Source organism: Paraburkholderia sp. MM5477-R1 (genome assembly GCF_050436385.1).
Lineage (GTDB): Bacteria > Pseudomonadota > Gammaproteobacteria > Burkholderiales > Burkholderiaceae > Paraburkholderia > Paraburkholderia tuberum.
This window is the reverse complement of the sequence record NZ_JBNDMC010000006.1, coordinates 1,833,248-1,859,886: the sequence shown is the minus strand read 5'-3', so window position 1 is coordinate 1,859,886 and position 26,639 is coordinate 1,833,248. Positions and strand designations below refer to the sequence as shown.

Below are 26,639 nucleotides of genomic sequence, written 5' to 3'. Positions count from 1 at the left end.
TCCAGAAGGATGAACTGCATCAAGCTGTTTCTGTGCGGTGACGTGATGTTGGGACGCGGTATCGATCAGATACTGCCGCATCCGAACCTGCCCCATCTCTTCGAACCCCATATGCGTTCGGCGAGAGGCTATGTGCGCCTCGCTGAAGCGAAAACCGGCTCGTTACCGAAGTGTGTCCCGTTCAGCTACGTGTGGGGCGATGCGCTGCTCGAACTGGAGCGCATGAGTCCTGCCACGCGCATCATCAACCTCGAGACGGCCGTCACATCCAGCGAGGACGCATGGCCCGGAAAGGGCATCCACTACCGCATGCATCCCGCCAACGCGCCCGTCTTGAGCGCCGCGAAAATTGACTGCTGCGCGCTCGCGAATAATCATGTGCTCGATTGGGGCTTTCGCGGGTTGACGGAAACTCTGAATGCCTTGCGTTCAGCCGGCATTCATACGGCTGGCGCGGGGCAGGACGACGTCGAGGCCGCCGCGCCTGCCTTGATCGAACTGGCGGGCGGCGGCAGAGTGATGATCTTCGCCTTTGCCACGGAATGCAGCGGCGTGGGCGCGGACTGGGCCGCCGGTTGGGGCCGAGCCGGCGTGAACCGGCTCCCTGATCTTTCGGCTGACACCGTATGCACGATCGCGGCGCAGGTGCGAGCGGTCAGGCAGGCAGCCGACATTGTCATCGTCTCGATCCATTGGGGCGAGAACTTCGATTTCGACATACCTGCTTCGCAGCGATACTTCGCGCACGAACTCATCGATTCGGCGGGCGTGGATCTCGTACACGGCCATTCATCGCATCACGTGAAGGGCATCGAGCTGTATCGAGGCAAACTCGTCCTGTACGGCGCCGGGGACTTCATCAACGACTATGAAGGTATCGGCGGTCAGGTAGCGTTTCGCAGCGACCTTGCGCTGATGTATTTTCCAACGCTCGACCTTGAAACGGGCACGCTGACCGAACTGTCGATGACGCCGACGCAGACACGCCACTTCCAGATCAACCGGGCGCCTGAAGAAGGCATTCGATGGTTACACGAAACGCTGAATCGGGAGAGTCAGCCATTGGGCGCCACTGTGGAGCGCCGCGCTAACGACACGCTCGTGCTGCGTTCGGGCGCTTAGGCGCCGAGATAACGCTTGAACCACTGCACCGCGTACCGTGAAACGGCTTCCAGTGTGCCGGGTTCTTCGAACAAGTGGGTGGCGCCGGGGACGATCACAAGATCCTTCGGACATTCGAGCAGAGCGAAGGCCTCCCGGTTGACTTCGATGACATTGACGTCGAGCCCGCCTACCACGAGCAACGTAGGCGCCTGCGCCGCGGCGAGGACGTCGCGTCCGGCGAGATCGGGCCTGCCGCCTCGCGAAACGATCGCCTCAACCGGGACCGACGACACGTGCGCCGCGCGGATCGCCGCAGCCGCGCCCGTGCTCGCGCCGAAGTAGCTGAAAGAGAGGCGTGTCGTCTGCTTCGCCGCGATCCAGGCCGTTGCTTGCGCGAGACGCATCGCCAGCAGCTTGATGTCGAAGCGGGCAGCGGGACCGGTGTCTTCCTGCTCGGAGAGCAAGTCCATCAGCAGCGTTCCGATCTTGGCCCGATTGAGTTCGGTGGCCACGTACTGGTTACGGGGGCTGAATCGTGAACTGCCGCTGCCGTGCGCGAGTAGAACCAGTGATTGAGCGTCCTGTGGCAGCGCGAGTGTGCCCATCAGGGAGGCGTCCTCCACCGGAATGGTGACTTCCTGCAATTGGAGCCTAGGTTCCATGACATCCTCAAACCGGGTGGGGCATTTCCGACCCGATACGCGACGCGCTGGCCGTCGGCGGGCGCGCTGTTGCTGAGCAAGACACTAGATTGCCCGGCAGGCTTCCGCGCATCTCCGGCACGCATCGCTGCATGTTCCGCAGTGCTCGGGTACGTGCCGCGCACATTCATCGGCGCACTCGTCACAGATCCGTGCGCAGAGTTCGCAAAACTCGGGTGCGAAATGGCTTTGTCGAGCCAAGGCCGCAGATGTGAGGCGGCATAGCGAAGCGCAATCGGCGTTGAGGCGAATACATTTGGCCATGTTAACCCGGCCCGGTTCATCGAGGCAGGCGGATGCGCAGCGATCGCAGGCAGCGGCACAAGCATCGCAGGCTTCAATAGACGGCTGATAGATTTCGGGGTTCATCGACGAAGCTCCAGCTTGAATAGAGTTGTTCGGCGTCCGCCGCGTGCTCTCCTCGAAGGCAAGGCGCAACGTGTTGCGATAACTTCAGGGCCGACCAGCGCGGCTCTCATAGCAGCGTAGTCGCTCGTGTCGGTGCCGTAAAGCGAAGCTACGAGTCGGATTCCTCGCGAATAGCTTCGTTAAACGTTTCGAGTTTGATTCGCTGTACCGGTTCGCCGCGGTTCCGGAAGAGATTCTTCGAGACAAGGTGAAAACTGAGGCACTAATCTCCCAGGTCGACGCTTTCCGCGATGGCCGCTCGGTGATCGACATTCGTCTCAACCGAAGCGGTCCCAGTGCGGCCAACTTTCCTTGGACCAACGGCGATAGCAAATGAGTGCAACCACCGCAACGGTTGCCGCCTGCTCCAGTGGAGCGGTGGCCGTTCTATCCTTGAAAGCTGCCGCTCAGTCTGCGCCTGCTCGAGGGGCGGCTTCACGCCCTGAGTCCGTCCGTCAAGTATTTCGAGGGGGAAGTGCGAGGCTTCCAAGGAGAGGCGAGCCGCGCTTCCTCAATGCATTCAGATAGACGCTCTCGTCGTACAGTGTCCGAGTTTGCCAGCAGCGGTAGAGGATCCGTATCCACTTGAACGCCAAAGCTCTGACGGCGGCCTGATACGAACTGCCCTTCGCTCGCTGTTGCCGGTAGTAAGCGCCCGCCCAGAATGACTTGTTAATTGTCTGGCCGGCCCATTCCACGAATGTCTGGCGCAGGAACGTCGGACATTGCCAGCGCCAGTGCACCCAGCATTTCTTGCCACTGCGCTCAGTGACCGGCGCAATGCCGGAATACTTCTGCAGTTCAGCAGCGTGCCTGAAGCGTTCACGCTGCTCGCCGAATGCGGCAAGCAGCCGCGGTGTCAGATGTGGGCCCGCTCCCGGCAGGCATTCAAACAGGGCGAAGTCAGGTAGCGTTCGCGCGACCATCGCAATCTCCCTGTCGAACACATCGATCCCAGCGAGAGCCGTTCGCAGTTGTGCCACCAGCGCCAACGCGTGCAGCCGGCAGGGTGAGAGGATGCCGGGATCCTCAGTCAGAGGGGTGGCCGAGCGGATGGACTCCAGACGCGTCTCGATCAGCCTGGGGCGGCGGCAGTTGTGCGCGTGGAAGAACGCCTCAAGGGTACTGCGGTGGGCGCGTTTGACGGATGAAAGCGTCGGCCAGCGCGTAATGAAGTCGCAGAACAGTACCGTGTCGATGTGCGCGAACCATTCCAGTGCCTGCGGATAATACTGCTTGAGCGTATTGCATAAGCGGTTAGTGAATCGCGTCTTGTCGCCGACCATTTCACGGCGCTGCTCGATCAAGCTCGTCAGACAACGCATGCCCGCACCTTGCGGTCTCAGTGGAGCGAACCGTTCGGGATGGCGAAGCAGCAGATCGAGTGCCAGTTCGGCATCGGTGGGATCGTCTTTGGCCCGACTCGGTTTGAACGCCTCGCGGTATTTTGCGAGCGTCGATGGATTAATCGGAAAGAGGACCAGGAAATCATACTTCTGAAGCGCGGAAACTATTGGTCCCCTTGCCAGCTCGAGGGCAACCGCGATCATCCCATCAAAGCGCTGATGTAATCCCTTTGCCCACTCATCAATGCATGCGACCTGATGAGGAACACAACTGAACTCTCGCCTGGTGTCGTCGGCAGCCTGCAGGCAGATATCGTGTTTCGCATCCGCCCAGTCGATGCCAACATACGCTGCAAACTGCTGATCCGATAGAGGCGACATGTGAACCTCTGCAAGTGATAGATTGTCTGGCAGGGACATGCATGCTTGCGTTCAGCGAAGCCAATATAGTGAGCCGGTGCGACGGCGAACCCTGAGTATTCGTTGACGAGCGCAAGCGCACCCGCGGACTCGAAGCTAAAGCCGCAAACGTCCAGGCGTTTGGGTCGAGATATTCGTAGCCCGCGGGTGCATGTTCCGCTTGCACTGGCAGCAAGCTGCCAGTGCTACCAGTATCAGTGAAAGCGGAACGGACTATCTATACAGGGTCGACATGAGTCTGATGCGATTTGGATGAGGCGTAGCCAAGGGTGTGAGCGGCCATCCGTCGCTGTGCGGCCAGGAAGGGTCATTCGTGTTTCGTGCCACGCTGACATTTAGACGGCCGCCCTGTCCGGCAAAGCGGCCATTCGATCTCGAAGCGAACGGGCAGGCACCCATTATCTAGACGGCATACCGGATGATGCTCTGATCTTGAACGTTTGCGACCAACTCATCGGCACGAGATAAAAGTCGAAGAAGCAAGGGGTTTGTATTCGCATTGTTGTATCCCATGGCGAGATCAATCGTCGGCGGCACGCCGTCAAGCGCCCGCGCAACAACATTCGGTGTCAGCATATTTTGCGCATATAGCGGGATAAGCGTAACGCCACCGGTGGATGTGACAAGCGACAGTGCCGACGGGAGGTTCTCGCCTTCGTACCCCGCCTTGAGCGTGATTCCGACTCTCGATGCGTAATCCTGAATCACGGACTCCAATACAGGCGAAGTCCTGGCTGAACTGACGTAGATTTCGCGGGCAAGATCTTGCGGCCGGATTTTTTTGCGTGACGTCAGGCGATGGTCTGCGGGCAGCACGGCGATCAAAGGCTCCTTTGCCAAGACCTTGAAAGACAGGCCATCCGTCTGTCGCTCACGGCGAAGAAACGCAACGTCTAGCTTCCCCCGCATCAGCCCGAGAGCAAGTTCTGGGGAAGACTGACTGCACAACGTGATCTCGGCCTGCGGTGCCTCCTCCCGGAGGATCCGTAACGCATGGGGTAGCCACACAACTTCCTGCCCGGCAAGGAAACCCATGGACAAGACAGGCTTTTCCGGCTGTTCCGCACCGCCGCGCGCCGTCAGTAGCCGCTTCAACTTGCAACAGCGCCAGGCGCGCGTGATCAAGGAAAACTCTCCCGGCGGCGGTGAGCGCCACGCCACGTGCCTGGCGCTCCAGCAACTTCACACCGACTTCGGATTCCAGGTCGCGAATCTGCCGGCTCAACGACGGCTGCGACGTGTGCAGTCTCCGCTGAGCGGCCGTCAATAGGCTGCCTTCCTCCGCAACGGCAACGAAATATCGCAAATGTCGAAGTTCCATCGGATCTCCGATATGCCTTCAAGGTATAGGTAAGAGTCTTACAAAGTCTTTGTCCTCAGGGAAAGGGATGCCTAATCTTTGCAGTAGCTTCCGTCTATGCATCGACGGAGGCACCACGGTCAAACCAGTCGCATCCGGGACGGAGAGGGCGATGTCCATAGATTCCAAGCTTAGCATCGTGTTCTGCCACGGCAGTCCATCGCGGCGTTGTCGGAGTGAGCTCCGCTCGCAGTTTTCAGATGCGCATTGTGAAATTTGACTGCGAAAGAAGCCGCTGGCAGCGTTCTCGATGCCTCGCGGAGCACCAACGCTTCAATCAATCTTTCAAAGGAGGTACCAGCAATGCCTACGATCACCACTCCGGACGGCGTAAAGATCTTCTACAAGGACTGGGGGTCCGGTCAGCCGATCATCTTCAGCCATGGCTGGCCCCTGTCGGCCGACGACTGGGACGCCCAGATGATGTTTTTCCTTCACCACGGCTACCGGGTAATCGCCCATGACCGGCGTGGGCACGGTCGGTCCGAGCAAGTCGGCACCGGCAACGACATGGACCACTGGGTCGCCGACCTCGCTGCACTGACCGAACACCTCGGCGTCCGCGACGCGATCCACATCGGGCACTCCACCGGCGGCGGCGAGGTGGCCCGCTACGTCGCTCGTCACCAGGAGCGGGTCGCCAAGGCAGTGCTGGTGGCCTCGTTGACGCCGAACATGGTGAAAACCGACGCGAACCCTGGCGGTCAGCCGCGGGAGTGGTTCGACGCGGTTAAGGCAGGCGTGCTTGGCAACCGGTCGGAGTTTTACCGGGCAGTCCCGGAGGGTCCGTTCTATGGATTCAACCGTCCGGGCGCCAAGCCGTCTGAGGCGGTGATCGCGAACTGGTGGCGCCAGGGCATGGCCGGCAGCGCCCAGGCCCATTACGAGACCGTATCCTCCTGGCTGGAGGACTACACCGACGATCTGAAGAAGATCACTGTGCCGGTAATGGTCATGCATGGCGAAGACGACCAGATCGTCCCGTTCGCCAGTTCGGTGCCCCGCGCGGTTGACCTGCTTGCGAACGGTGTCCTGAAGACATACTCTGGCTTCCCGCACGGCATGCTGACTACCCACGCGGACGTCCTCAACCCCGACCTTCTCAAATTCATCAGCTCCTGACGGGACGCAAGCCCGAACCAGAGCTAGGCAATTCGAGTGGCCCGCTCCACGGGTGCGCCACTCGACCTACGTGTCGGCTAAGGGTTGAGTTTCAGCGGACCACGTCGGACAGCAGTCGGCCCAGAGTGTGTCAAAACTCGAAATCCCTCGGTTTTCGAGTGTCACTTTACCCCTCGGTTTCCCGATCACCGGTCGCGGCGCAGGTTTTAACACACTCTGGGTCGCATGCGGCCGACTGACAATCGCGGCGGCTGCATTGCGAACGGCCGGAAAGCACACCCATAGCCGCCTCGCCAGCACCGACATCTAAATGTCCGCAACGGGTCGCAAGTACTCATTCGCTTTCCGCGGGACGAGTCATTCGCGACCACCGACCTGTGAACGACAGGAAAGCGCCCCATACCCGTCTGACCGGCACCGATGCTCGAATGACGGCTCAGGCCGAGCTGCTGCCTCTGAGGCGCCGTCATGAACGACCGGTCCATCTTGTTACCTGCGCTTGAACTCCCAACGTCGCACCGGCGGCGATGCGGTCGACAAGACTCGTTCAGCGATAAGGCTAACCTGTTCATCCGAAGGTAACGAGCCGCCTGAGTGTCGCGACGGTGAGTTCGGGATGCCCCATGAGAAACGGCAATCCATGATCGGAAAGTCTGAGCGACGCGCGGAGCCGCATGGGGCGGTAAGCCCTCTAGTCGCGCTCGTGAAATTCCCAGGGATTCATCCTGTCGACAGATACCGGCGCATTGGGTCGGGGCACGACGCCCTTCAGGGCTTGCATTGAGCCATCCGGTCCGGACGGCGGATCGACGCGAAGCCAACGCCCCAGCGTATCGCGGACACACTGCTGGCAAAGGTCAAGGCTCACATGGGCGCCGTCGCCGAAAATCGAGCCAAAGCCGCCACGCCAATCGAGCGACATCTTTTCGTACCACTCCCACTGATCGTCAACGGGCGTCATGCGCCGGCCGCAGCGGTCGCATGTGCATGCCGCGACCTCCTGCACCGTCCTGTCCCGGTATTCGCGCATGACCTATCCTTTTGCCCAGTCCGACTTTTCCCAGTCCGGCGGCACGAGACCAAGCTGCTTCGCAGTGTCGACCGGCAGGCGCAACAGCACCGTGCCCGGGCCGCGCTCCATGTTGCCGAGCATCGTGACTTCAGCGGCTACACCGTCGAGCTCGAGATACACGACGTCGTCCGGCTCAAGAATCTCGGTGTAGAGATCCCAGCCGGGCTGATCACCCTCTTTCGCCTGATACTTGATGTGGTTCCTGGTACTCATGAATCCCTGTCCCTTTTGCGAGCGTTTCGCCGATGCCCTGATTGTCGGCGGCCAATCGCTGCAGATACTGGATGCGGTCCGCGGCGTCACTGACAGCCGCCTCTCATTTCACTGTTCATCATGCGATCCCGGTTGGCCAGACAGGTTCGCAGGTGGTCCAGCCTTATCCCTTCTTCCGGATGAAGCAGCCGATCTGCATGCGGCCATGACAGACTCGAGTCGATAACCGCAATATGCTTCAGGGAGCGCCATTGTCGCAATCTCCGATGCCCGGCGTATAGGGTGTCTGGCGAGAAGCAGGTTGGCCGAGCGGCCGTGCTGCCTGACGCTTATAAAATTTGCAGCGCATTCCAGAACGCCATCATCGCCCATCACTGACCGTGCACCGCACTCGGGTTCCGGAGAGCCTTTCACTATGGGACAATCGATCCCGTTGCTGCAATGGCGGTACAGGAATGGGAGCGAGAGAACGGTGCGCGAGGAACTGTCAGGCATCCTGCGGGCAAAATACCCGCTCATCTTCGACGTCAACCCGACAGTCGCTGATGATCTGGATACCGTCCCAACGGTTTTCTGCCTGTGGGGTTTCGAGTGCGGCGACGGCTGGTTCGATCTGATCGACATGGTGTGCGTGAGGCTGCAACTTGCTACAAAGCACGGCGCACCGCTCTGGCATCAGCGCTGGCCGTTGAGAAAGTCGAACCAGTCGTGCGCGAAAGCACAGCCGTGGTCAGGAATGCCCGAACCGGCCAGTTTCCTGTCGAAGTACGTTCTGGCAGGCTCGTGAATCTCATCCAGACGCACGTAACGGTAGCCTGCGTCATTCACGTGAACCGTCACCTGCGGTTGCGTGGGTCGCGGCGGTAATGCTTCGCGTCCCTGGTTCAGTGCGGCGGCAACACAGCGCGCAACGAGGTCCCATACGCTGCCCGCCCATCTCGGATAGCCGCGCACCGTGGCCCGCGCGCCAACCTGCCCGAGCACCGCATCGTCCAGGGCCACCCTGTAGTCCGCGAGTGCGCCGCCACTCACGCGCGCGATGTCCGCCGTCGCGATGACCCGCTTTCCGTCTTCCCGTCCACCGGGCAGCAATTCAATGGTGATTCGAAGCATTCGCCTTTCCTTGTGATCTTGTCATCCGGTGCCGCAGTTGCGCGGACGCGCATCGGGTCGAGGTCCCGAACCTGCGCCGCGATCGCCTGCCCCCCAGCAAATCAGGCCGTCCCGGTGGCTTCGCCCGGACAGCTGAACGCCCCCTCAGAACTTCCAGTAGCCGTCGAGTGGAAGTCCCTGCTGCGCCACGCAAGCGTTCTCGCTTTCGATGGCTTTCGCGTTCTCCTTCCGCCATACCCCGCCCTGCCGGCCGGGCGCGAGGCTGGCTACGCCCCCTTGCGCACTTGCGACCTGTCGAGGCGATGTTCCTTCGCAACACAGACGACGTCCGCGGCCAGCGAAGGGTTCGCCGCTTTCGCCGGCATGCGGGTGCCGGCCACCGCGTTGCCAGGATCCGCACCGGTGATCCGCCGGGACAGTATTTCGCCGGCGAATGCCGCAGCGCGTTCCATGGACAGCGAGGGCCCCAGCAGGTCACGCATGCGGCCATCGGCAACGGCGGTCGTGAACGAAAAGCCCGCCGCGCCCACCGCGAGCATGTCATCCAGCACCGGAATCCTGAAGGCGAACCCGGCCGCGCGCGCGACCATGCGCGCGACGGTCTGGCGTGCGTGCGACGGATCGATCCCGTATGAGACGGCCACGTCGACCAGTGGCCAGCGATGCGCGCCCACCCCATAGCGGTGGGCCAGCAGGTCGGCATCGCGCGCGGCCCGGCCATCCAGCGGCTGCTCCGGTTGGAGCAGGTTGCGTCCGCGGGTGGCGAGGCACGCCGCGACGCGATGGATGGCAGCCTCGAGCGTTTCCGTGCCGATCGTCACGCGCCAGCGGCCATCGCCTACCCCGGGATGCGATGCCGACGGCGCCAGCAGTTGCCCCGGCGCGAGCAGCAGGGCGTGCTCCCAGGTGCGAAGGCGCGCCACGGTGAGCGCCTTCGGAAACGTCCCCTGCTCCCACTGCAACAGCGTGGGACGGGACACGTGACAGGCGCGCGCCACCTCCGCAACGCACAGGCCCAGTTCACTGCGCAGCCGCCGCGCGTGAGGGCCGATCTCGCGGCACCGGGCGGCGGGGATCCATGACTGGGGATCGCCGTCTGCGCGGGCGACGGCATCCGCTGCATTGAACACGGGGTCCGGCAACGGTTGCGTTTCAGGACCGAGCAGCCAACCCGGCGGCACCTGCAGGGCCGCTTCCAGCGCGTTCACGGTGGCGGCTGCGACGGTGCGCGGCCACCTTCCCTTCTCCCTGCGCACCAGGGTCACTCTTGCCACTCCCACCCTGACCGCGAGATCGCCCTGTGTCATCGCTGACGCCTTGCGTCGGTCCCGCAGGCGCTGTGCCATCCGCGGTACGTCGGATCGTGGAATCCACACACGCATCCCGGCCATCCTGATCCCCTTCATGAGGCTGTTTCTGTTTGAGCGAAGAAATGCGTCCGCACGCTGGAGACCGGACGACGGCCCGGCCGGCAGCCGCCCGGCTTCAACCGGTGCACGCGTACGCATTGGCGCGCGCGTCATGTAGCGCATGGTGCTCGCCGCCATGGCGCGCGTAGTAGGCGGCGCGCCGCTCCGGGTTGCGCGTGCCTGCGATGTTCTCGAGCCGCCAGCCACGCGGCAGCGGGCCGCCCAGCAGGAACCGCAACAGGGCCAGGTCCGTCTCGTAGTCGTAGCACAGCACCGGCCCGGAGTCGCCCGGCACCGCCATGAGCCATGCGCGCAGTGCCTCGCGCAGCGCTGCAAACGGCATCGCGCGCCCCTCGAACTGGCCGAGCTGCGGCAGTACCACGGCGCGGACAAAGTCGCTGCACAGCGCCGGATCGAAATCGGTCCGCTCGCCGTAGAACTCGTACCCGTTCTCGCCCACGAGGGCGAGACTGAGCAGCTGGCACTGCCGGAAGTCGGTGAATTCCGTGTCGAGGAAATACCGGTTGTTCCAGCCAGCCTGCGGCTCGAGTTCAGCCGGCAGTGGCCAGCGCAATGCGCCGTGAAAGTGTGTATCCGTCATGTCCGCTACTTCGTCATGTTGCCGTCGGCTCGCCCCGTGTCATCCAGCGCGAACCCGCCCGGGGCTGATCAGGGTTGGTCGCCATCATCCCTGCGCGCGTCTGACCCAGCCCGCACCTCCGGCCCCGGCATCATGCGGTGTTCGCGCGCGCCGCGGATCCGCCGCAGCGGCCCGGCGAGCACCGTCACGTGTGCGGGAAACGGGATCGGCACGGCCCCGGTTACGTCGTCGCGGGTCGCACGCACGAAGCGCCGCAGCCGCGCGCGCAGTGTTTCGGAGGTTTCGTCGGGAAGCCCGATCGCCCGCCTGCGTCTGCTCATACCGATCCCTGTTTGAAGCCGCAGCCGATGCGCCGGTGGTGCGCTGGCCGCGATAAGGCGGATTATCACGGCCAGCCTTCGTCCGGCCGCGGTGCATCGCGGTGATAGTCGTGCCCGGCCCCACGTCCGGACGGCGTCCACTGCGAGCCAAGGTCAGCGACCGGCAGCGGCTGGTGCCTTCGCGCGCCAGAGCCGCCTGCCGCGCGCCGGACGCGTCGCCAGGGCAACCGGCACGGAGAACGTGCGCCCCGCCGCGGTCGTGAACCGGGTCACCGTCACCAGCCGCTCGCCCTGGCTGTACTGTTCGGGCTCGGTGACGCCCACCCGGATCTCGCTCAGCGGATCGAGCCTCCACCGGTCGACCTCGCGCGCGAATTTTGTGCTCAGCACGGCGGCGCCACGGAGAACGACATCCCCGCCGACAAACTGCTCCAAGTGCGGCGCCGTTGTGGACAAATCGAGCATCACGATCGTGGGGACCACCCGCGAGCGTGCCGGCGACACCCGCAGGATCAGCACGTCCCGCGGAATCAGCTGCTCGATCGCCGTCCACGCGGTCGCGCCTTCGGACTCGACGAACGGCAGCGCGTACGGCGGCAAACGGTTTCTTTCACTCGTCACAAACATACTGCCAACTACCTCATTGCTTTCTCTATCAACTAGCCGCCTGTGGCCGCGCCAGCCTCCCCAAGAGGATCAAACACCCTCCCGCGAACAAATCACCACCACGAAAAATCCGCCAAACCCAGACTGCATATAGGTTTCAGCCTGATATTTCCCGTTTTATTCCCAGTGTACTGGGAAGACAAATTATAGCGCCAACTGGAGAGTGCTCCCATTTCACTGGGAGAAAAATTTGGAGTTGGCCGAAGTCTTCGGGGCGGTCCTGCGCGAGCACCGTATCCGCGCCGAGCTAACACAGGAGCAGTTCGCTTTTGAAGCGGATATACGGCGCAATTACGTCAGCATGCTGGAACTTGGCCAGCACCAGCCAACTCTGACTATGCTGTTCGCGCTTGCTGCCGCTTTGAAATGCTCGCCCAGTGAACTTCTCGCCGAAGTCGAACGGAAGCTCAGAAAATCTCGTCGCTCGACCAAGAAAGCGCCGAATGCGGTCAAAAGGCGCGTGACAACTGCCACCGACCATTCGCGTGACAGCGAGGCGACCGATCGCTCACACCGGCGGTCCCGGCGCAGCAGCTAAACCAGCATCCCTGCTCTCCAAGTGAAGGACAGGATTTCGCGGCCTCAGAGCGGGGACGAGGTTCATCCGATTAGCCTGCACGCTAGCGAGTCCACTTGCCTCCACTTCTTGGCGCCCGTGCCGCTCGTCACATCTCCCAAGAAGTGAAGAGGCTGCAGCGTCAGATCTCGTTCAATATCGTCGACCCGCTGGGCCAGTTAACGATCGTGGGCATAGAGCCGGTGGATCAGTTGGACTAGCTTCGGCGGCCGATCGTGCATCGCGAGAACGTCGGCCAACCAGCATAGCGTGGCCCTCGCCAGGGGAACGACTGCGCCGAATTCGGGCAGGCTGGTGTGGGGCCAGTTGATGGTGGCCGAGCGTTCGGTGATCAGCCCTTCGCGGGCCCCGCACAATGCCGCCTGAAGCTGTTCTGCTTCTGTCTGTGGTTCAATGAAGCGCATCGCGGGACGCGAGGCCGTCTGGCAAATCGCCTCCGCGTCAATGTAAACGTTCCTGTTGCTAAATGGTGGACCGGGCGATGCACGACGCGAAGGAGCACAGCCGGGCGAAACGCTTGCCATCGATGCCGGGTGAGCTTGCCGCGTGACGCAGACGCAAGGCACCACGGTCGCTAGAAAAGCTTGAACGTACGTTTAGACATTCTGATTAATTAAAAATTCGATCATTCCTTTTATGTAAAATCACACGGGCGGCGACTAAGCAACCAACTTCCGGATCCAACGCAGTGCTCGCACGTAAAGTTCCCATGTGAGCCCACCGAATTGCGTCCGGACGATCACAAAGCTCGTTTTTGCAAATTTCGGATGGCTTTAGGTAGATTCGCGTACCAGATGTTGCAGGCGCTTTGTCCTGATTACGCGCAGACGCCGTACCGGCCCCCGCCGGGGCGTCAGTGACGCTACCAAGCGGGACAACTGTTCGAACGCCGGCGGCGACGGGGCGACACTACCGCCGGTTCCAGGATATAAAAAGTTCGTCGCCAGCGAGAAAGTCGGTCGTGCTCTGGCGCTTCATATGCGAGACAGAACTGTGAGCGGAGGCGCCGAGTCCTGAGCGGACGTCCTTAACGTTCTCCTTGCAACTCCCGACGTGTGTCGACCCGCAGCACAACAGCAGAACACTAGCTGTTCAGATCGACCCCGCGCGTTTCCGGTGCAAAAAATGTCGCAAGGAACGTGATGCCCGCTAGAACCATGACATACAGCGCTATCGGCCAATAGGCACCGTGTGACCAGCCAATCAGTGCAGCGGCAATGAAGGGCGCCACGCCTCCCGACGCGACGGCAGCGAACTCCTTGCTCACAGCAACACCTGTATACCGGAAGCGCGCGCTGAACAACTCCGGAAAGTACGCTCCCTGGATACCGTACATCCCGAAAACGCCAACGCCTATCGCCAGAGTCATACTTACGATGATCAACAACGGATCCCTTGTCTCGAACAGCCAGAATGCGGGAAAGGCCCAGGCACAGGTGAACAGCGCCGCAAACCGGTACATCAAGCGACGTCCAAACCGATCCGACAACCAGCCCATCAGCGGAATCGTCACAATCGCCAAGCCTGCTGCAACCGTAATCCCGAGCGTTCCAACCGACTTGTCGACAAGCAGTATCTTCGTGAGATAACTGAGGGCGAACACCTGGTACAGATAGGATGAACCATTCTCCCCAACGCGTAGCCCGAATGCGACGAGCAGCGTTCGAGGCGACTCGGAAAGCAAGTCCCTCACCGGACGTTCGCTTACCTGGCCAGATCGGCGGATTTCCTGGAACACGGGACTCTCTTTCACCCGCATCCTGATAATGATGCCGGCGAAAACCACCAGAGCACTAAAGAGGAAGGGAATCCGCCAGCCGTACGACATGAACTCATCCTTCGGCAAGCGTTGTACAAGCGTGAACATCGCACCGGCAAGCAATATGCCAAGAATACAACCGGCGAATGGCAGGGCTGCATAGAAACCTCGCCGGGCTGGCGGCGCAAACTCCGACACAATCAGTGAAGCGCCCGCCTGCTCCGCTCCCGCGCCAAACCCCTGAAGCAGCCGCAGTGCCACAAGCAGCACGGTTGACCATACGCCCGCTGTTGCATACGTCGGCAACAACCCGATAAAAAACGTTGATCCGCCCATCAGCAGAACCGTAGCAACAAGTACGACTTTCCGTCCCAGTTTGTCGCCCAGCCATCCGAAGAATAATCCTCCAAAGGGACGTGCGAAGAAGCCCGCCGCATACGCGCCAAAGATGGCAAGGAGCCCGGCCGCCTTGCTTAGCCCAGGGAAAAACAGGTCAGCAAAAATCAAGGCGGATGCCGTTCCATAAATGCTGAAGTCGTACCACTCCATTGCACTGCCGGCTGTGCTCGCCGCGATCACACGGCGAAGATCCGCTATACCGCTTGTCTCCGCGGCATGTGGGCCGGCAGCCACCAGGCCCATCGTGTCAGTTTTCATAAGGGGGTCTCCTTTACAGTTTTTCTCTCAACAGTCAAGCGTGCGTTGGCTCACTCGATTGCATGCGGGGCAGTCCGCGGATACGACAGCACGCAATCTATATGCGGAATTCCGAGGTGCCAGCACAAAGCTTCGATGACCAGTTCATGATCCTTAACGTGATCCAGTCCGGACACTGACATGGCGCCGACGACACCCACATTGGCCACGCGAAGAGGTACGCCCCCGCCGAACAGCGTGTAGTCCCGCCCGGACAGCCCATTTGATGTCAGCGACCACCCCTCATGCGCGAACATCAGGCCCACCTCAAGAGAACTCCTTCCGAAGTGGAAGACCGTATTCTCCTTGCGGCGAATCCATTGGCCGTTGTCTGCACAGCTTCCTTCCAGCGCGCAATAGAAGAGCGCACTGCGCGGATGAATCACACATACGGCGACAGGAAGGCTGCGACGGGAGGCGATATTCACAACGATCTCTCCAAGCTTGCGCGCGACTTCCGCGTTGAAAGCAGGCAACATCGTTCGCATCGGCTGTTGATCGAATGTCTCATCCTTCAAACTCAAGGCTCTACTCGGCATCTCACCCTCTCACCGCGCAATCCGGTCCGCAGCCATTGCGATCCAGTTCATTGGACGATTCCTGCCCGCACCTGCAAGAAGGTTTTCATTCGCTGCAGGGCGAGTTCGGGCCCGATCAACACGCCACAGGCGTCCGCTTTCCGGAACACTTCGGCGAAATGCAGCACCGACCGCGCCGACTCCATGCCGCCGGCCATCGAGAAATGGTCCTGATGACCGTTGAGCCACGCGAGGAAGACAACGCCCGCCTTGTAGTACTGTGTCGGCGAACTGAAGAGCTCACGCGCCAGCGCCACCGTGGGTCGCATCGTGTTGTGGTAGGCCGCGATATCGTTTCTGGCCAACTGGCCCAGCGCTTTCGCCGCGACTGGTGCAATCGGATCAAATATGCCCAGTAACGCGTGCGATATGCCCGTGCTATCACCTGCGATCAGATCGCCGTAGTTGAAATCGTCACCGGTATACATCCGCACGCCGTCCGGCAACTGGGCGCGAAGCTCGCGCTCATACTCAGCGTTCAGCAACGAAATCTTGATGCCCTCGATCTTGCCCGCATGCAGGTGGATGATGTCGAGTACAGTTGCCATTGCGGCGCGAACGTCACGACTGCCCCAGTATCCCGCGAGCGAAGCGTCGAATGCTTCGCCGAGCCAGTGAAGCACGACCTTCTTGCGACTCTCGGCAAGTACAGCGTCATACACCTTCTTGTAGTCATCAGGCGATCGGGCTGCGGCGCACAATGCACGACTCGCCATCATGATGGCCCGGCCACCGGACGCTTCCACGACTTCGAATTGCTCCTTGTACGCCTGGATCACATCCGACAGGCTATGCCGCTGCCGGTCGTCCAGATGATCGGTGCCAGCACCGCAGGCTAGATCCGCTCCTGGGATAGTTCTCGCGTGCGCGATGCTTCGGCGAATGAGTTCAGAGGCCGTCTGCCAGCCCAGACCCATGCCTCTTTGTGCGGTGTCCATGGCTTCGGCGACCTTGAACCCGAGGCCATACAGATAGCTCCGGAATGCGAGCGTCCTGTCCCAATCGATCGCCGGCGCGTCCGACCACGGCTCATAGTCGAGAGCGGGATCAACCACGACATGGGCAGCAGCGTATGCCACGCGATTGAACTCACATTTCGACTCCAGCGTGATGTTCTCCTCCAAGGTCTTCAACGTATACGGATTCAATTCGCCATTACGGGTTGGCAGAAGGATTTTCATGGCTACCTCTCAGAAAGCGGTCGATGTCGGAATCTTGTGAGCACCTCGTTCAGCACGCGCAGTGTCTGGCGCCGGGATGCGGCCGAGGATATGATCGGCTGCCTTCTCCGCGATCATGATCGTCGGTGCATTGGTGTTACACGACGGAATGAGCGGCATCACTGAAGCATCGACAACGCGAAGTCCGTCAATACCAACCACTCGCAAGTCAGGCGTGACTACGCTATGTTCGTCCTCCGGGCGCCCCATCCGGCACGTACCGACCGGATGATGATCAGTCTTCGCGTTGGCACATGCGTAATCAAACAGTTCGTCGTCTGTGCTGACCTTCGCACCCGGCAGGATCTCCGTCTGCACAAACCGCTTCAGCGCTGGCTGATTCATCAATTCACGCGCAAGGCGCAAACCCTTTAGCGCTGCATCGCGGTCTTCGCGCTCCGACCAGTAGTTGGGATCAATCAGCGGCGCTGCCGCCGGATCAGCACTGGCAAGGCGTACGCTGCCGCGCGATTTGGGCCGAAGATATGCGGTATTCAAGGTGACGCCGCCATGGCGAAGTTTCGCCATGCCCGCTTCTATTCCTGAACCCAGGCCGAGATGGAACTGGATGTCGGGCGATCGGGCCTGAGTCGCTGCGACGCCGTCCGCATACCAGAAGCCGCCTGTCTCGAACAGGCTCGACGCAACCGGGCCCTTCTTCAGGAGCAGGTACTGCAGGCCTGCCCACGCTGCATGCCGGAGTTTGTTGTACTTGTCGTAAGTGTGATCGCCTGTACATTCGGCGATGACAAACAGGTCGAGATGATCCTGCAGATTAGAGCCGACGCCCGGCATGTCCTGCACGACGCGTACACCCGTTGACCTCAAATGATCAGCCGGGCCGATGCCTGATTGCATCAGCAGCTTGGGTGATCCAATGGCTCCAGACGACACGATCACTTCGCGCCTCGCTCGCACAACAACTGGCGTGCGGTCGGTTCCACTGACCAGTTCTACGCCGACTGCGCGCCCTCCTTCGACGATCACGCGTAGCGCCTGTGACTGTAACCTGACCGTGAGGTTAGGCCGCCCGAGGATCGGGTCAAGGAACCCGACGGATGCCGATGCGCGCCGTGCGTTGAACTGCGTCAGCTGATAGTAGCCGAGACCTTGCTGTTCAGCGCCGTTGAAGTCCGCGTTAAAAGGCATGCCCATCTCCTGACCCGCCTGAAAGAACGCTTCGCAGATCGGCAGAGGACTGATCGGGTTTGACACTCCTAGCGGACCACCGTAGGCATGGTATTCATTTGCGAAGCGCTGATTGTTCTCGGATCGTTTGAAATAAGGCAGTACATCCCGGTAACTCCAACCCGTTGCGCCACCCATGCTCTCCCATTCGTCGTAGTCGGCCGGCACGCCACGCGTGTAAATCTGCGCGTTGATCGACGAGCCGCCACCGATGACTTTCGCTTGTGTGAAGCGCAAGACACGGTCCTTCAGATGCTTTTGAGGCACGGTATGCCAGCCCCATGAACCGATGCCCTTGGTCATCTTCGCGAAACCAGCGGGCATGTGAAAAAGCGGGTTGCGGTCGCCGCCGCCAGCCTCAAGTAGCAAAACCGTCACGGAAGAATCGGCGCTCAGGCGATTCGCCAGTACGCAACCGGCCGATCCTCCGCCCGTAATAATGTAGTCGTAGCTATCGGTCTTCATGCTGCTCACCTTCAAAAGGCAGAAATCGAGAGGCCACCGTCAATCTGGAGCACGCTGCCTGTGGCAAACTGCAACGCGCCGCCCGCCAGTTGGCCGACCGCCTTCGCGACATCGTCAGCCTCACCCCAACGGTTCATGGGAACGAGCCCCTCCTTGAAACGTGCCTCATACTTCTGCGCAACCCCTGCGGTCATCGGCGTCCGGATAATCCCCGGTCGTACCTCAAAAACCGGGATGCCGGCATGAGCAAGTCGTAGTGCGAACAGCTTTGTCATCATCGGCAAAGCGGACTTCGAGAGGCAATACTCGGCCCGCTCAGGGGACGCCATCGTGGCTGATACCGACGAGACTGTGATAATCGCGCGAGGGCGACCTGACTCTCCGCTCAACATATGGCGAGCAACCGCCTGAGTCATGAAGAAGGTTCCGCGCAGATTCACTCCAAGCACAGTGTCGAACGCCTCAGAAGTCACATCCAGCAGATCACCGCGCGCGGGCGAGCCGATTCCCGCGTTGTTCACCAGGCAATCCAGATCGCCGCACCACGCCAGCACACCTTCGAGCACTCGCGCGTGGGACGCTACATCCTGCAGATTCGCCATAACGAAGAGAGACCGCCGTCCCTGGTCCTCAATCGCCCTTAGCGTCAGAGCGGTATCTTCGTCATCGACCACGTCGGTAATGGCCACGTCATAGCCGCGCGAGGCCAACTCGACAGCGATCGCGCGCCCGATTCCGCGGCGGCCGCCCGTGACGAGCGCTGCGAGAGGTTGCATTGCGTCATCAGGCATGTCGGCCTCCGTCAAAAGCGTGGTCTCCGCTAGCCGTGCGGCTGCGCGTCAGCTCCGAACGAAGGTGTTCGCCGACCCGTAGCGCCTGGGCGGCTACCGTCAGTGCTGGATTGACGGCAGCAGATGATGGGAAAAAGCTCGCATCAACGACGTACAGGTTCTGGTGGTCATACGCCTTGCAGAACGGATCGAGCGGCGCGGCGCCAGCGTCATTGCCGAACCGGACCGTCCCACATTGATGGGACGGCGTGTCCTCGCCAAAGCGTCTGCTGACCACCAGCGGATAGCCCGCGTCCTTGAGCAGACGCTTCGTTTTTTTTACAAAACGTTCATGCGGTTTGAGGTTGGTGCGATTCCACGTCAGCTGGATCTCACCGGACGACGTTAGCTCTACGCGACTATCGGCGCTCGGCAAGTCTTCCGACATCGCGTAAAGATCGACACTGTGACGGCCTATGTATTCCAGAAGCTTCCTCGGCACGTACGGAAGCGCGCCACGAAGCATCGGTTCGCGGATCTTTCCCAGCATTTGCAGATTGCCCAGCGGCCACCGGTCATGCACGCCGCCAAAGTAGAAGTCGTTGACCGAAAGCGTCTTCGGAAAACGGGTGTCGTTGACCGTCCTCGGGTCGATTGCCAGAATCGCGGTGCAGTTATGATTCATGTAGTACCGCCCGACCGCTCCGGACGTGTTCGCAAGCCCGTTCGGAAACTTGTCGTTAGCCGAGGCAAGTAGCAGAACGGCGCTATTGATCGCCCCTGCCGACAGCACAAACGTGTCGCCAGTGACCGTAAGCGGACCGTCCCGCGTCTGAACTTCGAGGCTCGAAATTCTTCGCCCTGTCGGGTCGGTCACGAGTCGTGTCGCACGTGCGCCCGTCAGCAGGGACACGCCTCCTTGTTTCAGCGCGGGGCGCAACAGGCACATCTCGGCGTCTCCTTTCGCGTCAATGCGGCAAGGAAAAGCGTCACATGTGCCGCAGCGCACGCACGTGCCGCCGTCGCCGAAATCGACCGAAGCCGGCATAAAGAACGGATGCAGGCCCTGCTGCCGAAGCTTCTCCCGGAGCCTTGCAATCACAGGTTCGTCAGGTATCGGTCCATGACGATAATTGACGGATCTCGGCGGCTCGGTCGGATCCTGACCAGCGGACCCTCTCACACCGAACAGTTCCTCGGCCTGGTCGTAGTATTTTTCGAGGTCCTGGTACTTGATGGGCCAAGCGGGCGACACGCCTTCCTCATGCGCGAGTTCTTCGAAGTCGGCTTCGCGCAGCCGGAACATCGCGGTACCGAAGAACTTCGTATGCCCGCCGACAAAGTAGTACTGGCCAGGGCGATAGCGCTCGCCAGCGCCGTTGAGCCAAGTGTCGCGCGTGCGATACCGGAGCTGGCCGAATACGGCTTCCGCGTCCCAGTTCTGCAGTTCGCGGGGAAGATTGTCGCCCCGCTCGATCACTACGACACTGGCACCCGTACCCGCGAGTTGCAGGGCAATCGCGCTGCCGCCGACGCCCGAACCAACGATGACGACATCGGCATGCATCACGCTATCCTTTCTTCCGTTTGCGCATCGAAGAGGACCAGCTTCGACAGATCGACCCGCAGGTTGCAGCGCTCGCCCGGGCTATGCGGAATGTCGGCACCAAGCCGGGCCGCAACTTCGACCCCGCCCATTTCAAGCGCCGCCAGCGTATCCGGTCCCGTGGGCTCCATGACCAGCACCTTCACCGCTACCTCGCGCACCGCATCCGGGACCCGCGAGGATTCCACACCAATCGCTTCTGGTCGAAGGCCGGCAATCACCTTCTTGCCCGCGTATCGCGCGACCGCCGCGGGCTGGGCCGGCAGATCAAGGCGAACCGCGGCACTGCCCTCGCCCATCGTTAAAACGAGTGTGTCGTTTCGGGTGGAGAGCACTGCCGGAATGAGGTTCATCGACGGCGAGCCCATGAACGTCGCGACAAAGGTATTGGCCGGCGTACTGTAGATCTCGGCTGGCGTGCCGAACTGCTGGATCACGCCCCCCTTCATCACCGCGATCCGGGTCGCGAGTGTCATCGCTTCGATCTGATCGTGAGTCACGTACACGATGGTCGCGCCAAGCCGTTGATGCAGCTTCTTGATTTCGGTGCGCATGTCAACGCGCAGTTTTGCGTCAAGATTGGACAGCGGCTCGTCGAACAGGAAGATTTTCGGGTCCCGCACCAGCGCCCGTCCCATGGCGACACGCTGCCGTTGACCGCCCGAGAGTTGGCCCGGGCGGCGCTTGATCAGGTGCTCGATCTGAAGCAGTCTTGCAGCGTCCGCGACGGCCTTATCCCTCTCCACTTTCGACACCTTGCGCATCTCCAGACCGAAGCTGATGTTCTGGCCGACCGTCATGTTCGGATACAGCGCGTAGCTCTGAAAGACCATCGCGATATCCCGCTCGCTGGGATGCAGGTCGTTCACACGGTCGTTGTCGATCCGGATCTCCCCACCGGAGATAGTGTCGAGTCCCGCGATCAGCGACAGCAGGGTCGATTTTCCGCAACCGGACGGCCCGACAAGTACGAGGAAATCGCCATCGGTCACATCGATGTTGATGTTTTTCAGGATTTCCGTCGGGCCGTACGCCTTGCGGACATTTGAAATATGCAGAGAAGCCATTTCCTTACCCCTTTACCGAACCGGTCATCATGCCGCGCACGAAATAGCGGCCGCCGATCACATAGACCAGAAGAGTGGGCAGCGCGGTAATCACGGCCGCTGCCATCTGAACGTTGTACTCACGCACGCCCGTCGACGTATTCACGATGTTGTTCAGTGCGACCGTAATAGGCGCCGTGCTGCCCGTCGTAAATGAAGCACCGAAAAGGAAGTCGTTCCAGATATTGGTGAACTGCCAGATGACCGTTACAGTGATGATGGCGCCGGAACACGGCAACAGGATGCGCAGGAAGATCCTGAAGAAGCGCGCGCCATCGATCATTGCGGCCTTCACCAGTTCATCGGGAAACGCGACATAGAAGTTACGGAAGTACAGCGTCGTAAAGCACAGACCGTAGACAATGTGCACGAACACGAGACCCGTAATGGACTGGGCCAGCCCGATTTTCCCGAGGAAGGTCGCCATTGGAATGAGCACGATCTGGAACGGGATGAAGCATCCGAACAGCACGAGCCCAAACAGGATGTTGTCGCCCCTGAATCTCCATTTGGTCAGCACGTAACCGTTGAGCGCGCCAAGGAAGGTAGAAATCGCAACTGCTGAAATGACCATCCTTGTCGAGTTCCAGAAAAACCCCTTCACGCCGGAACAATCGAGGCCAACGCACGCTTCCCCCCAGGCTTTAAGCCATGGCTCCAGTGTCCACGCACGTGGCAACGCGAGAATGTTTCCGCTGTACACCTCCGAAAGAGGTTTGAACGACGTCAGCATCATTACCGCGAGCGGGATCAGATAGACGACGGCAAAAAGCGCCAGCAGTCCATAGATCACGATCCTCGATACGTAGTTATGCTTACCCATCACCATTTGCGGCGAGTCCCAGCCTTTTTTCGACATGACGATCTCCTGACTGGACTAATGCGAGCCGCTGCCGCTGCGCGGACGAAGCTCTGAATAGAGATACGGGACCATGATCGCTGCGACCGTGCACAGCATCATGACCGCACTCGCCGCTCCCATTCCCAGCTCGTTTCGCGTGAAGGTGAATGAGTACATGAACGTCGAGGGCAACTCCGTCGAATAGCCGGGACCTGCTCCTGTCAAGGCCACCACCAGTTCATAGCTCTTGACCGCGAGGTGAACGAGGATGACGAACGCGGAAACGAAAGCCGGCCGCAGTTGCGGGATGATGATGCGTCGATAGATAGCCGGCATTCTCGCCCCATCGATCGATGCGGCTTTGACCATGTCCTGATCGATACCCCGCAAGCCTGCGAGGAACATCGCCATGACGAAGCCGGACGCCTGCCACACCGCGGCGATGACCACGGTGTAAATGGCCATTCGGTCATCGATGATCCAGTCGAACCTGAAACCGGTCCAACCCCAGTCGTGGAAAAGCTTCGTCAGCCCGAGACCGGGATTCAGTATCCATTTCCAGGCTGTGCCCGTGACGATGAAGGAGATCGCCATCGGATAAAGAAAGATCGCGCGCAGCCCGCCTTCCGCCCTGATGCGCTGGTCGAGAAGAATGGCGAGGCCCAGCCCGATCCCCATGCACAGGACGACATACAGCGATGCATAGATTCCCAGGTTGGTGACCGCAACATGCCAGCGCGGATGTGCCCAGACGCGTCCGTACTGCATCAGGCCGCCCCAGTGCAGATTGGCAAACGCGCGTGAGCGTGTGAACGACAGGACCGTGGTCCAGACGATAAAACCGTAGACGAAGATCAGCGTCGTAATCAACGTGGGCGACAACACAAGCTTTGGCAATACCTGCTCGAACCGGTTTCTGAGGCTTGACCGGCGTTTGTCGTGAAGATGGGATTCGTCCGCCGTACCTCGTGACGAGGTATGAGCGGTCCGGTGTGTAGTGTGCATGGCAACCACCTCTACTTCGGGAGCATCGGGTCTCGCAGGGGCACTCTGGAACACCCCCGTGAGCTCTAGGACGGTGTACGGCCTACTTCGCGTTGTTGACGGCGTCGACCAGCTGTTTCACCGCATCGGCAGATGACTCGTTAGAGTTGAAGAAATGCGTGACGACGTCATAGACCGCGTTCTTCGGCCCATCGGGCATTGCGTGTCCATGCGCGAAGCTGCCTACCATCGTGCCGCTCTTCAGCGCAGTGCGAAGATCAGCCATCGACTTCTGGCCGCACTCGTCGAACCCATCGGACGGCACATCGAGACGCGCTGGAATCGCTCCCTTGATCTGGTTGAATTTCGCCTGCACGCCCTTGTCCATCACCGTCGACGCGAACGCATATTCACCAGGCAGGCTGGCGTCGCCCTTCTTGAACGTCGCAAACTGATCCGTATTGAAGATGAAGTCGCCCTGGGTGCCGGGGTACTGGAAGCACAGGTAGTCGACATTGGCCTTCTTGCCGGCGTTCACGAACTCGCCCTTCGCCCAGTCCCCCATGATCTGCATCGCGGCCTTGCCGTTGATGACCATCGATGTTGCGAGGTTCCAGTCACGACCCGGGAAATTCGGATCGACCATACCGCGCAGCGCGCGCATCTGGTCGAATGCCTTTTCCATCGTCTTTGAGCCGAGCGCGGCAGGGTCAAGATTGACGAGCGCCTGGGTATAGAACTTCGGACCGCCGGCAGACATCACCGCGCTGTCGAAAATCGTCGCTTCCTGCCACGGCTGCCCGCCGTGGGCGAGCGGCGTGTAGCCAGCCTTGCGAATCACGGCGGCATCGGCAACCAGCTGGTCGAACGTCTGCGGCGGAGTCAGATGCAACTGATCGAAGATCTTCTTGTTCGCCCAGATCCAGTTGGTCCGGTGAATGTCGACCGGCACCGCGACCCAATGACCATCGACCTTCGAGAAACGTTGAATCGGACCCGGCACGAGCTTGTCCCATCCTTCTTTTGCCGCGATCGGATCGAGGTTGGCCAGAAAATCCTGCGACGCGTATTCAGGAATGGTAAAGCCGAGCATCTGGATGGCGTCAGGCGGATTGCCGGATGCAACGCGAGCTTTCAGTACCGTGCGCGCTGCTTCACCGCCTCCCCCTGCAATCGGCGCGTCCTTCCAGGCGTATCCGCGCTGCTTCAAACCGTCCTTTAATACCTCCAGCGCTTTGGCTTCGCCGCCCGAGGTCCACCAGTGCATCACTTCGACGGATTTGGTGTCGGCCGCAAACGTCGTGCTGCTGCCACTGACGGCGATGGCTGCCACGAGTGCAAAAAGTGTTTTCCTCAACATGTCTCACTCCAGATGGGTTGCTCTCTCTGATGGAGAGGGTTTTCAGTCTTTTTCCCGGCGGACCCTTCCGCCCGAGGCTTGTTTCTTGCCTGCTATTTCTTCGCCGGCAGCCAAAGGTTCTTGCGTTCTCCGATATGCAGTTGAATCGTCTTCGTCTCCGTATAGTCCTCAACCGCCTGCTTGCCGAGTTCGCGGCCGACGCCGCTCGCCTTGAATCCGCCAAACGGGAGTTCCGGATATCCGTCGAGGAAGGTGTTCACCCAGATCGTCCCTGCGTCGACACCGCGTGCGACCTTCAGGCAAGTATCGATATCGCTGCTCCACACCGCGGCTGACAAGCCGTACGCGGTGTCGTTTGCGATTTCGATGGCATGATCCAGATCGCGGAACGCGATGACACTCAAGACAGGGCCGAAAATTTCCTCTCTAGCGACACCCATGTCTGCCGTGACATCGGTCAGGACAGTCGGCTGCAGATAAAGGCCGTTAGCGCTTACGTAACGCGCGCCGCCAAGACGCACCTTCGCACCTGCCGAGACACCGGTCTCGATATGACCGAGGATGTCGTTCATCTGCTGTTCGCTGACGATCGCGCCTACCTTTGCATCAGGATGAAGCGGGTCGCCGACAGGCACTTCGCGGGCACGCTCGATAACAACAGCGACAAACCGCTCCACGATGGACTCATGCACGAGAACCCGGCTACCGCTGTTGCAGCATTCCCCAGCGTTGAAGTACACGCCGAACACGACCGCGTCGACCATTGCATCCCAGTCGCAGTCCGGGAAAACGATCTGAGGATTCTTGCCGCCCAGTTCCAGGGCGACTTTCTTGAGTTTCTTTGAGGCCACCCCGGCGAGCATCGACCCCACATGGGTCGAACCCGTGAACGAGAGCATGTCGACCCGTGGACTCTCGGCGAGAGGCTGACCGACGCGTGAGCCCTTGCCCGTTACGACATTCGCGACCCCGGCTGGCACGCCTGCCTTTTCAAGGATCTCCATCAACATGACGGTCGTGCCGGACGTCAGTTCGCTGGGCTTGATCACGCATGTGCAGCCCGCTGCCATCGCGAATGGCAGTTTCTGGCACAAAATCCACAGCGGAAAATTCCACGGCGTGATGATGCCGACCACCCCGATCGGCTGACGCAACACCAGTCCAAGCATGTCCTCGCCCAAGGTGTTGTAGGCGTCACCGCTGGTGGTGCGGGCGAGGCTCGCGGCGTATTGCCACAGATCGACGCAACCGGCGACCTCCGCGCGCGCCTGGGTGAGCGGCTTGCCGTTCTCCAGCGATTCGATTAGCGCAAACCGCTCGATCTGGGCCTGGATGCCATCCGCGATCGCCAGCAGCACGCGGGCACGCTCCGCTCCCTTCATCTTCGGCCAGGGGCCGTGGTGAAATGCACGATGGGCCGCATCAATTGCCGCGTCGACGTCCTCGGGCGTCGCCACGGCATAGGTGCTGACCAGCTCGCCGTGAGCCGGACTGAGCCGCTCGACACGTTCGCCGCCACCAGCCTCGCGCCACTGCCCGTCGATGTAGAGGCGACCGTGATACACCTCGAAGTCAGTCTTATGAGACGCCACAAGCAAGGGCGCCAGTTCCGGATTCATGTTTGCAGTCGTCAT

Annotated in this window: 26 protein-coding genes and 1 pseudogene; 3 read left to right on the top strand and 24 right to left on the bottom strand. The window is 60.7% G+C overall.

Features of this window, described 5'->3' with window-relative positions; translation table 11 throughout:
- Positions 1 to 9: 9 nt before the first annotated feature.
- The gene (locus OKW35_RS27005) at positions 10 to 1,122 is read left to right on the top strand and encodes a CapA family protein (RefSeq protein WP_429553625.1); all 1,113 of its coding nucleotides are present in this window, start codon (positions 10 to 12) and stop codon (positions 1,120 to 1,122) included.
- Here the strand turns inward: OKW35_RS27005 and OKW35_RS27000 are convergent.
- From OKW35_RS27000 to OKW35_RS26985, 4 genes and pseudogenes are all read right to left on the bottom strand, one after another.
- Positions 1,119 to 1,766 (bottom strand): dienelactone hydrolase family protein, encoded by a 648-nt coding sequence (locus OKW35_RS27000; RefSeq protein WP_429553624.1) that lies wholly within the window; start codon positions 1,764 to 1,766, stop codon positions 1,119 to 1,121. The two genes, OKW35_RS27005 and OKW35_RS27000, sit on opposite strands and share 4 nt — an antisense overlap.
- A gap of 84 nt (positions 1,767 to 1,850) precedes the next feature.
- Positions 1,851 to 2,069, bottom strand: coding sequence for a four-helix bundle copper-binding protein (locus tag OKW35_RS26995; protein WP_409259127.1), 219 nt, complete (start codon positions 2,067 to 2,069; stop codon positions 1,851 to 1,853).
- 599 nt (positions 2,070 to 2,668) lie between these two features.
- Positions 2,669 to 3,940 (bottom strand): IS110 family transposase, encoded by a 1,272-nt coding sequence (locus OKW35_RS26990; protein WP_429488491.1) that lies wholly within the window; start codon positions 3,938 to 3,940, stop codon positions 2,669 to 2,671.
- Between the two features lie 441 nt (positions 3,941 to 4,381).
- Positions 4,382 to 5,300, bottom strand: a pseudogene (locus OKW35_RS26985) (LysR family transcriptional regulator).
- A 342-nt stretch (positions 5,301 to 5,642) separates the two neighbouring features.
- Between OKW35_RS26985 and OKW35_RS26980 the strand changes: the two are divergent.
- Complete coding sequence (locus tag OKW35_RS26980) at positions 5,643 to 6,461, top strand: alpha/beta fold hydrolase (protein ID WP_429553623.1); 819 nt, start codon at positions 5,643 to 5,645, stop codon at positions 6,459 to 6,461.
- Between the two features lie 691 nt (positions 6,462 to 7,152).
- Here OKW35_RS26980 and OKW35_RS26975 read toward each other — a convergent pair.
- From OKW35_RS26975 to OKW35_RS26940, 8 genes are all read right to left on the bottom strand, one after another.
- Positions 7,153 to 7,491 carry a hypothetical protein gene (locus OKW35_RS26975; RefSeq protein WP_429353577.1) on the bottom strand — a complete coding sequence of 113 codons (339 nt, stop codon included), beginning with the start codon at positions 7,489 to 7,491 and terminating at the stop codon, positions 7,153 to 7,155.
- A 3-nt stretch (positions 7,492 to 7,494) separates the two neighbouring features.
- Entirely contained in the window at positions 7,495 to 7,746 is a 252-nt protein-coding gene (locus tag OKW35_RS26970) for a hypothetical protein (RefSeq protein WP_429553180.1), read from the bottom strand.
- A gap of 675 nt (positions 7,747 to 8,421) precedes the next feature.
- Positions 8,422 to 8,859 (bottom strand): hypothetical protein, encoded by a 438-nt coding sequence (locus OKW35_RS26965; RefSeq protein ID WP_429553179.1) that lies wholly within the window; start codon positions 8,857 to 8,859, stop codon positions 8,422 to 8,424.
- Between the two features lie 144 nt (positions 8,860 to 9,003).
- Entirely contained in the window at positions 9,004 to 9,180 is a 177-nt protein-coding gene (locus tag OKW35_RS26960; RefSeq protein WP_429354211.1) for a type II toxin-antitoxin system CcdA family antitoxin, read from the bottom strand.
- The gene (locus OKW35_RS26955) at positions 9,126 to 10,205 is read right to left on the bottom strand and encodes a helix-turn-helix domain-containing protein (RefSeq protein ID WP_429553827.1); all 1,080 of its coding nucleotides are present in this window, start codon (positions 10,203 to 10,205) and stop codon (positions 9,126 to 9,128) included. Before OKW35_RS26955 ends, OKW35_RS26960 begins: the two co-directional genes overlap by 55 nt.
- Before the next feature lie 139 nt (positions 10,206 to 10,344).
- Complete coding sequence (locus tag OKW35_RS26950; RefSeq protein WP_429553178.1) at positions 10,345 to 10,869, bottom strand: hypothetical protein; 525 nt, start codon at positions 10,867 to 10,869, stop codon at positions 10,345 to 10,347.
- A gap of 68 nt (positions 10,870 to 10,937) precedes the next feature.
- Positions 10,938 to 11,189 carry a hypothetical protein gene (locus OKW35_RS26945; RefSeq protein ID WP_429553622.1) on the bottom strand — a complete coding sequence of 84 codons (252 nt, stop codon included), beginning with the start codon at positions 11,187 to 11,189 and terminating at the stop codon, positions 10,938 to 10,940.
- 153 nt (positions 11,190 to 11,342) lie between these two features.
- Positions 11,343 to 11,816, bottom strand: coding sequence for a hypothetical protein (locus OKW35_RS26940; RefSeq protein ID WP_429553621.1), 474 nt, complete (start codon positions 11,814 to 11,816; stop codon positions 11,343 to 11,345).
- A gap of 229 nt (positions 11,817 to 12,045) precedes the next feature.
- Here OKW35_RS26940 and OKW35_RS26935 point away from each other — a divergent pair, with 229 nt between their 5' ends.
- Positions 12,046 to 12,393: a helix-turn-helix domain-containing protein gene (locus OKW35_RS26935; RefSeq protein ID WP_429353571.1), complete on the top strand. Its 348-nt coding sequence runs from the start codon at positions 12,046 to 12,048 to the stop codon at positions 12,391 to 12,393.
- Positions 12,394 to 12,590: 197 nt separating this feature from the next.
- Here the strand turns inward: OKW35_RS26935 and OKW35_RS26930 are convergent, their stop codons facing one another.
- The 12 genes from OKW35_RS26930 to OKW35_RS26875 form a co-directional block, all read right to left on the bottom strand.
- Positions 12,591 to 12,836 carry a hypothetical protein gene (locus OKW35_RS26930; RefSeq protein WP_429353570.1) on the bottom strand — a complete coding sequence of 82 codons (246 nt, stop codon included), beginning with the start codon at positions 12,834 to 12,836 and terminating at the stop codon, positions 12,591 to 12,593.
- Positions 12,837 to 13,516: 680 nt separating this feature from the next.
- Complete coding sequence (locus OKW35_RS26925; RefSeq protein WP_429553620.1) at positions 13,517 to 14,848, bottom strand: MFS transporter; 1,332 nt, start codon at positions 14,846 to 14,848, stop codon at positions 13,517 to 13,519.
- A 50-nt stretch (positions 14,849 to 14,898) separates the two neighbouring features.
- Positions 14,899 to 15,426 carry a heme-degrading domain-containing protein gene (locus tag OKW35_RS26920; protein ID WP_429553619.1) on the bottom strand — a complete coding sequence of 176 codons (528 nt, stop codon included), beginning with the start codon at positions 15,424 to 15,426 and terminating at the stop codon, positions 14,899 to 14,901.
- Between the two features lie 47 nt (positions 15,427 to 15,473).
- A complete protein-coding gene (locus OKW35_RS26915; protein WP_429553618.1) occupies positions 15,474 to 16,646 on the bottom strand; it encodes a dihydrodipicolinate synthase family protein in 1,173 nt (390 codons plus the stop codon).
- Between the two features lie 9 nt (positions 16,647 to 16,655).
- The gene (locus OKW35_RS26910; RefSeq protein WP_429405845.1) at positions 16,656 to 18,338 is read right to left on the bottom strand and encodes a GMC family oxidoreductase; all 1,683 of its coding nucleotides are present in this window, start codon (positions 18,336 to 18,338) and stop codon (positions 16,656 to 16,658) included.
- A gap of 11 nt (positions 18,339 to 18,349) precedes the next feature.
- Positions 18,350 to 19,129: a 3-ketoacyl-ACP reductase gene (locus OKW35_RS26905; protein ID WP_429405843.1), complete on the bottom strand. Its 780-nt coding sequence runs from the start codon at positions 19,127 to 19,129 to the stop codon at positions 18,350 to 18,352.
- On the bottom strand, positions 19,122 to 20,675 hold the full coding sequence (locus tag OKW35_RS26900; protein WP_429553617.1) for an FAD-dependent oxidoreductase: 1,554 nt from the start codon (positions 20,673 to 20,675) through the stop codon (positions 19,122 to 19,124). Before OKW35_RS26900 ends, OKW35_RS26905 begins: the two co-directional genes overlap by 8 nt.
- Positions 20,675 to 21,781 carry an ABC transporter ATP-binding protein gene (locus OKW35_RS26895; protein ID WP_429553616.1) on the bottom strand — a complete coding sequence of 369 codons (1,107 nt, stop codon included), beginning with the start codon at positions 21,779 to 21,781 and terminating at the stop codon, positions 20,675 to 20,677. The genes OKW35_RS26900 and OKW35_RS26895 overlap by 1 nt, the downstream gene beginning before the upstream one ends.
- Before the next feature lie 4 nt (positions 21,782 to 21,785).
- Positions 21,786 to 22,643, bottom strand: a complete 858-nt coding sequence (locus tag OKW35_RS26890; protein ID WP_429553862.1) for a carbohydrate ABC transporter permease — start codon at positions 22,641 to 22,643, stop codon at positions 21,786 to 21,788.
- Positions 22,644 to 22,697: 54 nt separating this feature from the next.
- Positions 22,698 to 23,666: a carbohydrate ABC transporter permease gene (locus OKW35_RS26885; RefSeq protein ID WP_429405837.1), complete on the bottom strand. Its 969-nt coding sequence runs from the start codon at positions 23,664 to 23,666 to the stop codon at positions 22,698 to 22,700.
- Positions 23,667 to 23,748: 82 nt separating this feature from the next.
- Positions 23,749 to 25,005, bottom strand: coding sequence for an ABC transporter substrate-binding protein (locus tag OKW35_RS26880; protein ID WP_429405835.1), 1,257 nt, complete (start codon positions 25,003 to 25,005; stop codon positions 23,749 to 23,751).
- Between the two features lie 92 nt (positions 25,006 to 25,097).
- Positions 25,098 to 26,639: an aldehyde dehydrogenase family protein gene (locus OKW35_RS26875; protein ID WP_429553615.1), complete on the bottom strand. Its 1,542-nt coding sequence runs from the start codon at positions 26,637 to 26,639 to the stop codon at positions 25,098 to 25,100.

Bases quoted from the DNA above. Each gene is read 5' to 3' on its own strand.
- OKW35_RS26975 (WP_429353577.1), bottom strand. From the start codon at position 7,491: ATGCGCGAATACCGGGACAGGACGGTGCAGGAGGTCGCGGCATGCACA.
- OKW35_RS26925 (WP_429553620.1), bottom strand. From the start codon at position 14,848: ATGAAAACTGACACGATGGGCCTGGTGGCTGCCGGCCCACATGCCGCG.
- OKW35_RS26880 (WP_429405835.1), bottom strand. From the start codon at position 25,005: ATGTTGAGGAAAACACTTTTTGCACTCGTGGCAGCCATCGCCGTCAGT.
- OKW35_RS26885 (WP_429405837.1), bottom strand. From the start codon at position 23,666: ATGCACACTACACACCGGACCGCTCATACCTCGTCACGAGGTACGGCG.
- OKW35_RS26950 (WP_429553178.1), bottom strand. From the start codon at position 10,869: ATGACGGATACACACTTTCACGGCGCATTGCGCTGGCCACTGCCGGCT.
- OKW35_RS26915 (WP_429553618.1), bottom strand. From the start codon at position 16,646: ATGAAAATCCTTCTGCCAACCCGTAATGGCGAATTGAATCCGTATACG.
- OKW35_RS26930 (WP_429353570.1), bottom strand. From the start codon at position 12,836: ATGCGCTTCATTGAACCACAGACAGAAGCAGAACAGCTTCAGGCGGCA.
- OKW35_RS26895 (WP_429553616.1), bottom strand. From the start codon at position 21,781: ATGGCTTCTCTGCATATTTCAAATGTCCGCAAGGCGTACGGCCCGACG.
- OKW35_RS26940 (WP_429553621.1), bottom strand. From the start codon at position 11,816: ATGTTTGTGACGAGTGAAAGAAACCGTTTGCCGCCGTACGCGCTGCCG.
- OKW35_RS26995 (WP_409259127.1), bottom strand. From the start codon at position 2,069: ATGGCCAAATGTATTCGCCTCAACGCCGATTGCGCTTCGCTATGCCGC.
- OKW35_RS26905 (WP_429405843.1), bottom strand. From the start codon at position 19,129: ATGCCTGATGACGCAATGCAACCTCTCGCAGCGCTCGTCACGGGCGGC.
- OKW35_RS26965 (WP_429553179.1), bottom strand. From the start codon at position 8,859: ATGCTTCGAATCACCATTGAATTGCTGCCCGGTGGACGGGAAGACGGA.
- OKW35_RS26955 (WP_429553827.1), bottom strand. From the start codon at position 10,205: ATGGCACAGCGCCTGCGGGACCGACGCAAGGCGTCAGCGATGACACAG.
- OKW35_RS26875 (WP_429553615.1), bottom strand. From the start codon at position 26,639: ATGACGACTGCAAACATGAATCCGGAACTGGCGCCCTTGCTTGTGGCG.
- OKW35_RS26920 (WP_429553619.1), bottom strand. From the start codon at position 15,426: ATGCCGAGTAGAGCCTTGAGTTTGAAGGATGAGACATTCGATCAACAG.
- OKW35_RS26910 (WP_429405845.1), bottom strand. From the start codon at position 18,338: ATGAAGACCGATAGCTACGACTACATTATTACGGGCGGAGGATCGGCC.
- OKW35_RS26970 (WP_429553180.1), bottom strand. From the start codon at position 7,746: ATGAGTACCAGGAACCACATCAAGTATCAGGCGAAAGAGGGTGATCAG.
- OKW35_RS27005 (WP_429553625.1), top strand. From the start codon at position 10: ATGAACTGCATCAAGCTGTTTCTGTGCGGTGACGTGATGTTGGGACGC.
- OKW35_RS27000 (WP_429553624.1), bottom strand. From the start codon at position 1,766: ATGGAACCTAGGCTCCAATTGCAGGAAGTCACCATTCCGGTGGAGGAC.
- OKW35_RS26980 (WP_429553623.1), top strand. From the start codon at position 5,643: ATGCCTACGATCACCACTCCGGACGGCGTAAAGATCTTCTACAAGGAC.
- OKW35_RS26900 (WP_429553617.1), bottom strand. From the start codon at position 20,675: ATGCATGCCGATGTCGTCATCGTTGGTTCGGGCGTCGGCGGCAGCGCG.
- OKW35_RS26945 (WP_429553622.1), bottom strand. From the start codon at position 11,189: ATGAGCAGACGCAGGCGGGCGATCGGGCTTCCCGACGAAACCTCCGAA.
- OKW35_RS26890 (WP_429553862.1), bottom strand. From the start codon at position 22,643: ATGGGTAAGCATAACTACGTATCGAGGATCGTGATCTATGGACTGCTG.
- OKW35_RS26990 (WP_429488491.1), bottom strand. From the start codon at position 3,940: ATGTCGCCTCTATCGGATCAGCAGTTTGCAGCGTATGTTGGCATCGAC.